The sequence below is a fragment of the Shimia fortis genome, assembly GCF_040225985.1.
In the GTDB taxonomy this organism is placed as follows: Bacteria; Pseudomonadota; Alphaproteobacteria; order Rhodobacterales; family Rhodobacteraceae; genus Shimia.
Genome location: NZ_JBBPEU010000009.1, coordinates 35107 through 47125 on the forward strand (window position 1 = coordinate 35107; position 12019 = coordinate 47125).

Genomic DNA, 12019 nt, shown 5'->3' on the forward strand with positions numbered 1-12019 from the left:
CCCGGCAGGTCCGGGCATTGCGAGGAGGGCCGAGGCCCTCCTGCTATTCTTAGAACGAGTCTTCGAACTTTTTGGCCAGATCTTCGATGTTGTCCGGCGGCCAGTCCTCGACGTCCATGCCAAGGTGCAGACCCATGCCCGAGAGAACTTCCTTGATCTCGTTCAGCGACTTGCGGCCGAAGTTCGGGGTGCGCAGCATCTCGGCTTCGGTTTTCTGGATCAGATCGCCGATGTAAACGATGTTGTCGTTCTTGAGGCAGTTTGCAGACCGCACCGACAGTTCCAGCTCGTCCACTTTCTTCAGCAGAAGCGGGTTGAACTCGAGACCATCGTCTTCTTCCTGACGGCCGGCCGACTCGGGCTCTTCGAAGTTCACGAAGATCGACAGCTGGTCCTGCAGGATGCGCGCGGCGAAGGCCACAGCATCATCAGGGCTGATCGACCCGTCGGTTTCCACCTTCATGGTCAGCTTGTCATAGTCCAGAACCTGACCTTCACGGGTCGGCTGCACGTCATAGGACACCTTCTTGACCGGCGAATAGATCGCGTCGATCGGGATCAGGCCGATGGGTGCATCTTCGGGCTTGTTCTTATCCGCAGACACGTACCCTTTGCCGGTGTTGACGGTCAGTTCCATGAACAGGTCGGCGCCATCGTCGAGGTGACAGATCACGTGGTCCTTGTTCAGGATTTCGATACCTGCGCTGTCCACGATGTCACCGGCGGTGACTTCGCCCGGGCCTTTGGCCTGGATCGAAAGACGCTTGGGCCCTTCGACTTCCATGCGCAGCGAAACGCCTTTGAGGTTCAGGATCACGTCGGTGACGTCTTCACGTACACCGGCCACGCTCGAGAACTCGTGCAGAACGTTGTCGATCTGTACGCTGGTGATGGCCGCGCCTTGCAGCGACGACATCAGAACGCGGCGCAGCGCGTTGCCCAGAGTCAGACCAAAGCCACGCTCCAGCGGTTCAGCGACAACCGTCGCCTGACGAGTCGGGTCATTGCCCGGCTTCACGTCAAGCTGGGTCGGCTTGATCAGTTCTGCCCAATTTTTGTGGATCATGCGTCCCTCCATTCCTGTCTGTCCTCCATGTCCAAAAAAGGATCAGACTCCCGAGGTTTCAAAACGGCGAACTGGGGCCGTGAAAATCACGCGGCCCCAGAGATAAAAAACGTTGCTTAGACGCGACGGCGCTTCGGCGGGCGGCAGCCGTTGTGGGCGATCGGGGTCACATCACGGATCGAAGTGATGTTGAAGCCGATGGCCGCCAGAGCGCGCAGAGCCGATTCACGACCCGAACCGGGGCCCTGAACTTCGACTTCGAGCGTCTTGACACCGTGTTCCTGAGCCTTCTTGCCCGCATCTTCCGCAGCCATCTGAGCGGCGTACGGGGTCGATTTACGCGAGCCTTTGAAACCCATGGTACCGGCCGACGACCACGAGATGGCGTTGCCTTGTACGTCCGAGATCAGGATCTTGGTGTTGTTGAACGACGAATTCACATGGGCTACGCCCGATGCGATATTCTTGGAGACCTTTTTCTTGCCTCCGCGACGGGTATCACGTGCCATTGGTGCAGACCTCCCTTATTTCTTCTTGCCGGCGATCGGTTTCGCCGGGCCTTTGCGGGTGCGCGCGTTGGTGTGCGTACGCTGACCACGAACAGGCAGGTTGCGGCGATGGCGCAGACCGCGATAGCAGCCAAGGTCCATCAGGCGTTTGATGTTCATCTGAACTTCACGGCGCAGGTCACCTTCTACGGTGTAGTTTGCGTCGATGTGTTCGCGGACGGCCAGAACTTCGGCGTCCGACAGCTCGTTCACACGACGGGTTGCGTCGATGCCAACGGCTTCGCAGATTGCAGCAGCAGAGGTGTTACCAATGCCAGTGATGTATGTGAGGGCGATCGGGACCCGCTTGTGGGTCGGGATGTTTACGCCGGCGATACGTGCCACGTGTCACTTTCCTTTTCGTTGCGGTTCCGTAGTTCCGGAACCTTTTTTCACAACGTAAGCCCGACGCATTTTGCGGCCGGGCCTCAGCTGATCAGGTGATCTTGCGTCCAGGGCGCGACCCCGTCTGCAAATATGATTCTCTTTCAGAGATGGTGCGGTTTATGGGCATTTTTCCGGATGGTCAAGCCCCAGCTGCCCAAAGCCCCCCAATCAATGGATTACACCATCGTACGATCAGGTAACGATCGGGGTTTTGCGGGGCCTTGCGCCGGTCGCCTCCCCCTTGCCTGAACGCCCGCTGGGCTCGCACAAGCACCCCCCGCAGGGCAAGGCCGGTTCCGATGCCCGATGTCGGTTTACAAAGACAACCCGACGGCCCCGCCTGTTTTTTGGGCGATTTTCGGGCTAAGCTGCAAGAACCCCGGGCGGCTTCCTGTTCGGGGTCAGCGAAACACAGGGGACAACAGCTAAGGCCCTGAAAGGATCGCCTGCGCCGGTTGCCTCCCCTGAATGCAACGAAAGGAGCAAGACGTGTACACCCACATCATGGTGCCGGTCGACCTCGCCCATACCGGGCGACTGGACAAGGCGCTGACCTGTGCTGCGGACCTCGCCAAACTCTATGGCGCACGTGTGACCTATGTCGCAGTGACCGCCGCAGCACCCGGGGCGGTCGCCCATAACCCGGCCGAGTTCGCGACCAAGCTGGCGACCTTCGCCGAGACCCAGCGCACCGCGCACGGAATCGACGTCCGGTCCCACGCCATCACCAGCCACGACCCCACGGTCGACCTTGATCCGGCACTTCTGAAAACGGTGGGCGAGATCGGTGCCGACCTTGTCGTGATGGCCAGCCATGTGCCCAATCTCACCGATTACATCTGGCCTTCGAACGGCGGCACCATTGCCGGCCACGCCAAGGTCTCGGTCATGGTGGTGCGCTGAACGACGCCCCTGCCGAACCGCACAGAAACACCAAACACAGTGAGGAGGCCAACCATGGCCGAAACAAACAACGACCAGGGGATACCCGAGCCGGAAGGTGTCTCAGAGATCATCGAGACCGATTACGAAATTGGTCAGGACAATATTGAAACCCAGGTCGGCCCGTTCGGGCTTGATATTCACAACCCGGTTTTCCTGATTTCCGGACTGTCGATCATTGCATTTGTCTTTTACACGCTGGCCCTGCCCGAACAGGCCGGTGCCGCGTTCAGCTGGATGTTCAGCGCCGTCACCAAGGGGTTTGACTGGTTTTTCCTCGGCGCGGCAAACCTGTTCGTCCTGTTCTGCCTGCTACTGATCGTGCTGCCCGTGGGCAAGGTGCGCCTCGGCGGCGACGCGGCCACGCCTGACTATTCTTATCTCGGCTGGTTCGCGATGCTGTTCGCGGCGGGCATGGGCATTGGCCTGATGTTCTATGGCGTGTCCGAACCGATGAGCCATTTCTCGACCTCTTTCGGCGGCACGACCGTTGGCGAAAACGGGGTGCGGACCGATTGGGCCCCCCTGAATGGCGCCGCCGGAGACGAGGCCGAGTCGGTGCGGCTCGCCTTTGCGGCCACCATCTTTCACTGGGGTCTGCACCCGTGGGCGATCTATGCGGTAGTGGCGCTGGCGCTGGCGCTGTTCAGCTATAACAAGGGCCTGCCGCTGACCATCCGCAGCGCCTTTTACCCGATCCTCGGGGACCGAGTCTGGGGCTGGTGGGGCCACGTGATCGACGTGCTCGCCGTGTTCGCGACGCTGTTCGGTCTGGCCACATCTCTTGGCTTTGGCGCGACACAGGCAAATGCGGGCCTGAACGAATTGTTCGGCATCCCGCTGGGATCAACAACCGAGGTTGTCCTGATCACCGTGATCACCGCCGTGGCACTGGTGTCGGTGGTGCGCGGTCTGGATGGCGGCGTCAAGGTTCTATCCGAGATCAACATGGGACTTGCGGCGCTGCTGCTGCTGTTCGTGCTGTTTATGGGGCCGACCCTCGCGATCCTTACGGGCTTTGTCGATTACCTTGGTGCGTATCTGCAATATCTGCCCGCCCTGTCGAATCCGGTGGGCCGCGAGGACGTGAACTTTTCGCAGGGCTGGACCGCGTTCTACTGGGCGTGGTGGATCAGCTGGTCGCCCTTCGTGGGCATGTTCATCGCCCGCGTCAGCCGCGGCCGTACGGTGCGGGAATTCGTGATCTGCGTGTTGCTGATCCCGTCAATGGTCTGCGTGTTGTGGATGTCGGTCTTTGGCGGCACCGCGATCCATCAAGTTCTGACCGACGGCTACACCGCCGCACAGGATGCGCCGCTGGAACTCAAGCTGTTCAAAATGCTGGACGCGCTGCCACTGGCGGGGATCACATCGTTCATCGGCATCGCTCTGGTGGTGGTGTTCTTTGTCACCTCGTCCGACTCGGGCTCGCTCGTGATCGACACGATCACGGCTGGCGGCAAGGTAGACGCACCGGTGCCACAGCGCGTGTTCTGGTGCATCTTCGAGGGCGCGGTGGCCATCGTGCTGCTGCTCTCGGCAGGGGGGCTTCAGTCGCTGCAATCCATGGTGATCTCGACCGGCCTGCCCTTCACAGTCGTGTTGCTGGTGATGTGCTGGGCGATCTGGAAGGGTCTTCTGGCCGAACGCAAACAACAGTGACGCCGACCACGAAACCCAGGAAAGGGCCCCTATCAGGCGGGGCCCTTTTTATGTGACCGGACCTCTTTCTCAGTCGCACAGGGTAAAGGCGCGCCCCTCTCCGGTCTGGTCGGCATGGACGTACACCCTGCCCGGTTCCGACCCATACATCCGGAATGCAAACAGGGTCGGGAAAACAAACGGCCCCGGCTCTTCGCAGAACCCAAGACGTGTCTGGGTCTCGGCGTCACCACTCCAGTCAAAGGCAATCGCGGGGGAAAACTCGCAATAATATTCGATCGAATCCATCCCCGTCGCGTGAAGGATCATCGCGCCGTCCGCCACGGCCCCGATCCTGTCGTCAGCTTTCAAAAGCGCGCATTTGGACGGATCGTCCATGAACTCCTGCGCATGGACGGGACCGCCAAGGAAGAGTGCCACAACGGCAAGGGATCTGAACATGAAAAGGCCCTCCGAAAATCAGAGGGCCAGTCTAGCAGTGTTTGGTCGGATGCCGAAGCGGGTGTTACCTAGAACGAAGTCCCTTGCCACCTTTAGGCAGTTGATCAGGTGATCTAGCTTTCGAGACGCGATCGTGTAAACGCGCCTGTGTCGCCCCTAAACTTGTTGGAGGGTGGATGAGTAATCGTTCGCTACCTATTGGCCTCTGCAGTGTCAAACATAGCTTCAGCCACCGCACAGCCTTTCAACAAATCGAGGGACAGCTCTGCCAAGCGTTCGCGATCCTTGATTGTAGGATCGTTGAAATGACCGAACCCAACAGAAATTCCGCTTCTGTTCTTTTCGACCAAATCAGCGAATTCTATAAACATTGGAGCCAACTCTTCTGTGAAGTCCTCCGCTCTGAGGCAGGTCAGTTCTAGCGAAATGTCGATTAAACGATCCCGATACTTACCTTTTGCCCTTAGCATTAGGAGAGCGATGTTCTCGATCCGCTCTTGGAGGCTAGTATCCGAACCCATCTCGCAGAGGGTTCGGAAAGAGTTTTTTCGCTTCTTCAAGGAAGGGCTCTCACCCGAGGATCCCGGCAATCGCGCCCTTGACCTCGTCCATGGTGCCCAGACCGTCGATCGACGACAGGTTGCCCTTGGCGTGGTAATAGCCGATCAGCGGTGCAGTTTTCTTGTAGTATTCCATCAGTCGGATGCGCACGCTTTCCTCGTTGTCGTCGGCGCGCGCGGTGCCGCCTGCGGCGACGGCTTCGGCTGCGCGGTTAACGATCCGTTTCACCAGCGTTTCGTCATCAACCTGCATCTCGATCACGGCGTCCAGCTTTTCGCCTTTTTCCGCCAGCAGCTCGGCCAGCGCGTCGGCCTGGGCCAATGTGCGCGGGAAGCCGTCAAAGATGAAACCGCCCTTCTTGTCGCCTTCCAGCTTTTCACGGATCAGGCCGATCACGATCTCGTCGGTCACGAGACCGCCCGAGTCCATCACTTCGGCCACGATCTTGCCCATCTCAGAGCCGCTGGCCTTGGCTTCGCGCAGCATGTCGCCGGTGGAGAGCTGGATCATGTCCCGCTCTTCCACAAGGAATTGTGCCTGCGTGCCTTTGCCCGCGCCGGGAGGTCCAAGAAGAATCAGGTTCATTTGCGGATCGGTCCTTTACGCTTGCGCTTGCCCCGGCCTTTGCCAGAGAGCTGCGACTTTTCGATCAGCCCTTCGTATTGGTGGGCCAGCAGATGGCTCTGAACCTGTTGGATGGTGTCCATCGTCACCGACACAACAATCAGAACCGAAGTGCCGCCAAAATAGAAGGGGATCGCGAACTGGCCACGCAGAATTTCCGGAAGGAGACAAACTGCCGCAAGATAGGCCGCGCCCAGCACCAGAATGCGGTTCACGACATATTCCAGATACTCGGCGGTTTTCTTGCCGGGGCGAATGCCGGGCACAAAGCCGTTCTGGTTCTTCAGGTTGTCTGCCACCTCGTCCGGTTTGAACGACACGTTGAAGGTATAGAAGTACGCGAAGAACACGATCATTGCCGTGAAGAACAGAAGGTACAGCGGCTGACCGGGGCCAAAATAGGCCAGCAAGGTCGACATGATCGGGCCGGTCTGCTGACCCGAGAAGGTCGAAATCGTGGTCGGCAGCAACAAGAGCGACGACGCAAAGATCGCGGGGATCACACCGGCGGGGTTGACCTTGACCGGCAGGTGCGACGAGCCGCCATCATAGACCTTCATGCCAACCTGGCGACGCGGGTACTGGATGTGCACCTTGCGCAGCGCGCGTTCCATGAACACCACGAAGGCAATGGTGGCGACCACCATGACGATCACACCGATGATCACGGCAGGGCTGACGGCGCCCGAACGGCCCGAGGCAAAGAACTGGGCCAGGGCGGCGGGGACTTCGGCGATGATGCCAACGAAGATGATCAGCGAGATCCCGTTGCCGATGCCGCGAGCGGTAATCTGTTCACCAAGCCACATCAGGAACATGGTGCCCCCGACAAGGGTGATCATGCAGGAAATGCGGAAGAACATGCCCGGATCGGTGACCAGTTCGCCCGCCTCAAGTGACACGGCCAGACCATAAGCCTGCAGCGTGGCCAGGGCGACGGTGCCGTAACGGGTGTACTGGTTGATCTTCTTGCGGCCCTGTTCGCCCTCTTTCTTGAGCTGTTCCAGCGCCGGCACCATCGAAGTGAGCAGCTGGACGATGATCGAGGCCGAGATGTAGGGCATGATGCCCAGAGCAAAGATGCCCATGCGCCCCAGTGCACCACCGGTGAACATGGTCAGGATGCCGCCGATACCCTGCGCCGCCTCTTCCATGAATTCGCGCAAGGCGATGCCGTCGATCCCCGGCACCGGAATGAAAGTGCCGATGCGGTAGACGATCAAAAGACCCAGCGTGAACAGGATTCGGTTGCGAAGATCGGTGGCTTTACCAAGCGCGGCCCAGCTTGTGTTGGCCGCCATTTGCTCTGCTGCAGATACCATCTGGATCTCTCTGTTGAATGACAACGCCGCCAGAACCGTTTTCCGGTTTGGCGGCGTTTGGAAAACTAGGGGATATGTAAGCGGCTCGCGCGCCGCTCACAACCTGTTAAATGCCGCCTCAGGCGGATTTGACTTTCAGCGAGCCGCCTGCTTTTTCGACTGCTTCAACAGCCGATTTCGAGGCGCCGGTCACGTCGAGGTCAACCTTGGCAGTGATGTCGCCTTTGGCCAGAACGCGGATGCCGTCGAGCTTGCGGCGGACCAGACCGGACGCAACCAGCGCGTCTTCGGTGATCGCGGCCGAGGCGTCGAGCTTTTTCTCGTCGATGAATTTCTGGATCAGGCCCAGATTCACAACGGCAAATTTCTTGGCGTTGGGCTTGTTGAAGCCACGCTTGGGCAGACGTTGGTAGAGGGGCATCTGGCCGCCTTCATACCCGTTGATCGCAACACCCGAACGCGATTTCTGACCTTTGATACCACGGCCACCGGTTTTACCTTTGCCCGAACCCGGACCACGGCCTACACGTGTGCGTTTCTTGGTTGCGCCTTCGTTGTCGCGCAGTTCATGAAGTTTCATGTCGCTTCTCCTTTGCCGGAACTGACCCATGAAGCGTGAACGGGCCAAACGCGGCGTTTCTTGATTGTTGATTCTGTGCACCTGAAAAGGCCACCGGGGGCGTATAGACGAGGGCGCGCTGCGATGCAAGCGGGGATAGGCCCGTGCCGGCAGAGGGCCCCAAAAGGAAAAAGCCCCGCAGCTGTGCAGGGCTTTTCTCTTGCCGGGTCTGGCGGGAGCGGATCAGCGGTTCAGACCGCCTCGGGCCGCAATCTCGGGGATGTCGGCGCGGCAGATGCCGATATCGTCCAGCTCGTCATGGGTCAGGCGGGACAGCTCTCGGTAGGTGCGGGCACAGTCGCGGTGCTGCACATAGGCGGCTTTCACGTCTTCGATGAAATGCAGGATACGGCCGACGATATCGAAACCGGCGTGGTCTTTGGTTGCTACATAATACATGTCATGTGTCCTGTGACTGGGCCGATGTCCTTTCCGGCCGAATTGCGCGTTGTATTGGGATGACGGGGAGATAGGGATGTCGGCCCCATTCAACAACTGCCCATTTTTGCATCTCTGTTATGCCGGCAAGGCATGGCTTTTAAGCAGCCTGAGAACAGCAGGCTTGCGGGTCGGTGCCAGGGCCCAACAGCAAAAAGCCCCGCACGAGGTGCAGGGCTTCGTCAAAATCAAATGGGGGCCGCGCTCAGGCGTCGCGGTCGTTGAGATAGTCCGTCCAATGCGGCACGGGTTCGGCCTGCAACAAGGCAGAGATCGCCGCGCTGAGCGCCATGAACGGTTTGAGCAGCACCGGAGCTGCGGTCGTTTTGTCGGTCACGAAGGCCATGTCTGTCATTCCGCGTCATGATGTTTCCTCGCCGCGCTCAATAGGCGGGCAGGTCATGCTGCACCAGCGAAGAAAACGCATGGCCGCGTTGTGCGGCATGCATGGCTGTGACCCGACGGGCCAGAGGCCGTCAGGGGGATATGCGGGATAATGTGGCAGCGCTGCCAATGCGGACATGCGGCATGGGATGGGCCCACATGCGGAATAGCTTCACCGGTGAGGCTCGGCATGATCGGCGGGGTTTCTCCGCCGACACCTGTTCCTTGGGTGGCGCGGGATATGCCCGCACCGGTCGCGACGGGAAAGAAGGTAGGAGGATGTGGTTAAGGCGGGGTAACGGGGGCGGTCGGTTATGAAACACTGAGGTTTGCCCCCGGCCCAAGGGTAAGTGTTGAGCCGGGATCGGTGAGACACCTTATAAAATTAATGGCAGTGGTAAGGTTTCGAGCCTGCATAACAGCACTGCCCCGGAGGCGAGTCTTTGCGGCACCCTCCTCCATGCATAACAACATCAACTGTTTGCACGCCCGTTTTATACATCATGGCTTTGGCTTGAGCGTATGGTGAGGTAATTGAGACAATCAAAAATGCACTTGCAAGAATTTTGAACATAAATCCACTCCAGTTATTTGGCTGTGAAGTAACGGAATGTTAACAATTGCAAATGCGAGTCGCAACTCAGAGGTTAAACTCGGGTACGGTGCAGCGATTCTTCTGGGAAGAACACAGAAAAACGCCCCACTGTTTCCAGCGGGGCGTTCTTTATTATTGCCGTAGGGTGGGTTTGCAACCCACCGAACCCAAACGCTTAGTCGCGCTCTTCGATGATCTCGACCAGATGCGGGATCTTGTTGACCATGCCGCGAACAGACGGGGTGTCTTCCAGTTCACGGGTCTTGTGCATCTTGTTGAGGCCCAGACCGATCAGCGTGGCGCGCTGTTCTGCGGGGCGACGGATCGGCGAACCGACCTGTTTGACAACGATGGTTTTAGCCATGGATCGCTCTCCTTACGCTTCTGCGGCTTCGGCTGCCGGTGCGTCATCCTTTTTCAGGATGTCGGCAACTTTCTTGCCACGACGTGCCGCAACCTGACGGGGGCTGCTTTCTTTCTGCAGACCGTCGATGGTGGCGCGGATCATGTTGTAGGGGTTCTGCGAACCGATCGATTTCGAAACAACGTCTTTGACGCCCAGCATTTCGAAAACGGCACGCATCGGACCACCTGCGATGATCCCGGTACCTTCCGGTGCGGTGCGCATGACCACTTTGCCGGCGCCGTGACGGCCTTCGATGTCGTGGTGCAGGGTGCGGCCCTCTTTCAGGGGGACGCGGATCATTTGACGCTTGGCTTGCTCGGTGGCTTTGCGGATGGCCTCGGGGACCTCTTTCGCTTTACCTTTACCAAAGCCAACGCGGCCTTTTTGGTCACCTACGACAACCAGAGCGGCAAAGCCGAAGCGCTTACCACCTTTTACGGTTTTCGAGACGCGGTTGATCGCGACCAGGCGGTCGGCAAATTCCGGTGCTTCTTCTTCGCGACGGCCACGGCCGCGGCGGTTTTCACGTTCTGCCATTCGGCATTCCTTTGTATTTCTGGCGCGACAGGCGCCGTTAAATCCAATCCAAGTGAAGGGCGGCACAGGACCGCCCGACCCGGATCATCGGGGGGACGCGGACGTCCCCCTCTTTTCTATTGATCGCGCAGCTTCGTCCGAAAACCGGTTCCCACTTTTCGGGCTGCACGCATCCTTAGACTTTCAGGCCGCCTTCACGCGCAGCGTCGGCCAGAGCCTTCACTTTGCCGTGGAAGAGGAAGCCGCCGCGATCGAAGTATGCTTCGGTCACGCCTGCTTTGGTGGCACGTTCCGCGATCGCTGCACCCACTTTGGTGGCTGCGTCGATGTTGTTTTTGCCAACCACACCAAGATCTTTTTCCAGCGACGAAGCCGAAGCCACCGTCACGCCGTTGCGATCGTCGATCAGCTGAGCGCTGATGTTCTTGTTCGAACGGTGTACCGAAAGACGCATCTTGCGGTCGCCATTGATCTTGCGAAGTTTGTTCCGGACGCGCAGGCGGCGCTTGAGGAACAGTTCCCGTTTGCTGTTTGCCATTTTGCTGGTCCTTACTTCTTCTTGCCTTCCTTGCGGAAGATGTACTCGTCTTTGTACTTGATGCCTTTGCCCTTATAGGGCTCGGGCTTGCGCCATTCGCGGATGTTGGCCGCAACCTGGCCGACGAGTTGTGCGTCGGTGCCCTCGATGATGATCTCGGTGGGCTTCGGTGCGGTCACGGTCACGCCGGCCGGCACTTCGAAGTTCACGTCGTGCGACAGGCCGAGCGACAGTTTCAGGACATTGCCCTGCATCTGCGCACGATACCCAACGCCGTTGATCTCGAGTTCTTTTTTGAAGCCCGAAGTCACACCGGTCACCATGTTGGCAACGATGGTGCGCGACATGCCCCACTGCTGACGTGCGCGCTTGGACTTGCCACGCGGAGTCACGGTCACAGTGTTGTCTTCGACTGCAAGCGTGACATCGTCAGTTGCGGTGAAGGACTGGGTGTCTTTCGGACCTTTGATTTCGATGGTCTGGCCGGAGACAGAGGCCGTTACGCCGCTGGGCAGCTCGACCGGTTTTTTACCAATACGAGACATTGCGTTCTCCTTAGAAGACCGTGCAGAGCACTTCGCCGCCAACATTGTTGGCACGTGCGCTTGCATCCGACATCACACCTTTCGAGGTGGAGACAATCGACACGCCGAGGCCCTGACGGACGGTGGGAATGTCATTGACGCTCATGTAAACGCGACGGCCAGGTTTCGAAACCCGCTTCACTTCGCGAATGACAGGAGTGCCTTCGTAGTATTTCAGGCTGATTTCGAACGCCGGGTGGCCGTTCTCTTCAGACTTTTCGTAGCCGCGGATGTAGCCTTCGTCAGCCAGCACATCCAGAACCCAGCCGCGCAGTTTCGAAGCGGGGGTCGAGACGGTCGACTTGCCACGCATCTGGCCGTTGCGGATACGGGTCAGCATATCACCGATAGGATCGTTCATATCG

Annotated in this window: 17 protein-coding genes; 2 read left to right on the top strand and 15 right to left on the bottom strand. The window is 58.9% G+C overall.

Translation table 11 applies throughout. The annotated features are described in order from the left end of the window. Positions 1-49: 49 nt before the first annotated feature. The 3 genes from WNE31_RS13690 to rpsM all read right to left on the bottom strand — a co-directional run bounded on the left by WNE31_RS13690 (position 50) and on the right by rpsM (position 1959). On the bottom strand, positions 50-1066 hold the full coding sequence (locus tag WNE31_RS13690) for a DNA-directed RNA polymerase subunit alpha (RefSeq protein ID WP_349980400.1): 1017 nt from the start codon (positions 1064-1066) through the stop codon (positions 50-52). Between the two features lie 116 nt (positions 1067-1182). After that, on the bottom strand, positions 1183-1575 hold the full coding sequence (gene rpsK, locus WNE31_RS13695; protein WP_349980401.1) for a 30S ribosomal protein S11: 393 nt from the start codon (positions 1573-1575) through the stop codon (positions 1183-1185). A 15-nt stretch (positions 1576-1590) separates the two neighbouring features. Beyond that, a complete protein-coding gene (gene rpsM / locus WNE31_RS13700) occupies positions 1591-1959 on the bottom strand; it encodes a 30S ribosomal protein S13 (RefSeq protein ID WP_349980403.1) in 369 nt (122 codons plus the stop codon). Positions 1960-2490: 531 nt separating this feature from the next. On the opposite strand from rpsM, the gene WNE31_RS13705 reads away from it, so the two are divergent. Continuing rightward, positions 2491-2904, top strand: a complete 414-nt coding sequence (locus WNE31_RS13705) for a universal stress protein (RefSeq protein WP_349980404.1) — start codon at positions 2491-2493, stop codon at positions 2902-2904. A gap of 54 nt (positions 2905-2958) precedes the next feature. Beyond that, positions 2959-4605: a BCCT family transporter gene (locus WNE31_RS13710; protein ID WP_349980405.1), complete on the top strand. Its 1647-nt coding sequence runs from the start codon at positions 2959-2961 to the stop codon at positions 4603-4605. A gap of 69 nt (positions 4606-4674) precedes the next feature. On the opposite strand, the gene WNE31_RS13715 is transcribed toward WNE31_RS13710, so the two are convergent. The 12 genes from WNE31_RS13715 to rpsH form a co-directional block, all read right to left on the bottom strand. Further along, complete coding sequence (locus tag WNE31_RS13715; RefSeq protein WP_349980407.1) at positions 4675-5046, bottom strand: hypothetical protein; 372 nt, start codon at positions 5044-5046, stop codon at positions 4675-4677. 191 nt (positions 5047-5237) lie between these two features. After that, positions 5238-5606: a hypothetical protein gene (locus tag WNE31_RS13720; protein ID WP_349980408.1), complete on the bottom strand. Its 369-nt coding sequence runs from the start codon at positions 5604-5606 to the stop codon at positions 5238-5240. Between the two features lie 10 nt (positions 5607-5616). After that, on the bottom strand, positions 5617-6192 hold the full coding sequence (locus tag WNE31_RS13725) for an adenylate kinase (RefSeq protein ID WP_349980409.1): 576 nt from the start codon (positions 6190-6192) through the stop codon (positions 5617-5619). Beyond that, positions 6189-7553: a preprotein translocase subunit SecY gene (gene secY, locus WNE31_RS13730; RefSeq protein ID WP_349980410.1), complete on the bottom strand. Its 1365-nt coding sequence runs from the start codon at positions 7551-7553 to the stop codon at positions 6189-6191. Before secY ends, WNE31_RS13725 begins: the two co-directional genes overlap by 4 nt. 118 nt (positions 7554-7671) lie before the next feature. Next, positions 7672-8133: a 50S ribosomal protein L15 gene (rplO, locus tag WNE31_RS13735; RefSeq protein WP_349980412.1), complete on the bottom strand. Its 462-nt coding sequence runs from the start codon at positions 8131-8133 to the stop codon at positions 7672-7674. 222 nt (positions 8134-8355) lie between these two features. Next, on the bottom strand, positions 8356-8571 hold the full coding sequence (locus tag WNE31_RS13740; protein WP_349980413.1) for a DUF1127 domain-containing protein: 216 nt from the start codon (positions 8569-8571) through the stop codon (positions 8356-8358). A 244-nt stretch (positions 8572-8815) separates the two neighbouring features. Continuing rightward, positions 8816-8965: a hypothetical protein gene (locus WNE31_RS13745; RefSeq protein WP_349980415.1), complete on the bottom strand. Its 150-nt coding sequence runs from the start codon at positions 8963-8965 to the stop codon at positions 8816-8818. A gap of 799 nt (positions 8966-9764) precedes the next feature. Continuing rightward, positions 9765-9953, bottom strand: a complete 189-nt coding sequence (rpmD, locus tag WNE31_RS13750) for a 50S ribosomal protein L30 (RefSeq protein WP_349980416.1) — start codon at positions 9951-9953, stop codon at positions 9765-9767. 12 nt (positions 9954-9965) lie between these two features. Then, positions 9966-10532 carry a 30S ribosomal protein S5 gene (gene rpsE, locus WNE31_RS13755; protein WP_349980417.1) on the bottom strand — a complete coding sequence of 189 codons (567 nt, stop codon included), beginning with the start codon at positions 10530-10532 and terminating at the stop codon, positions 9966-9968. A gap of 175 nt (positions 10533-10707) precedes the next feature. Further along, a complete protein-coding gene (gene rplR, locus WNE31_RS13760; protein WP_349980419.1) occupies positions 10708-11070 on the bottom strand; it encodes a 50S ribosomal protein L18 in 363 nt (120 codons plus the stop codon). Between the two features lie 11 nt (positions 11071-11081). After that, a complete protein-coding gene (gene rplF / locus WNE31_RS13765; protein WP_349980420.1) occupies positions 11082-11615 on the bottom strand; it encodes a 50S ribosomal protein L6 in 534 nt (177 codons plus the stop codon). A gap of 10 nt (positions 11616-11625) precedes the next feature. After that, positions 11626-12015, bottom strand: coding sequence for a 30S ribosomal protein S8 (rpsH, locus tag WNE31_RS13770; protein WP_349980422.1), 390 nt, complete (start codon positions 12013-12015; stop codon positions 11626-11628). Between the last annotated feature and the right edge of the window lie 4 nt (positions 12016-12019).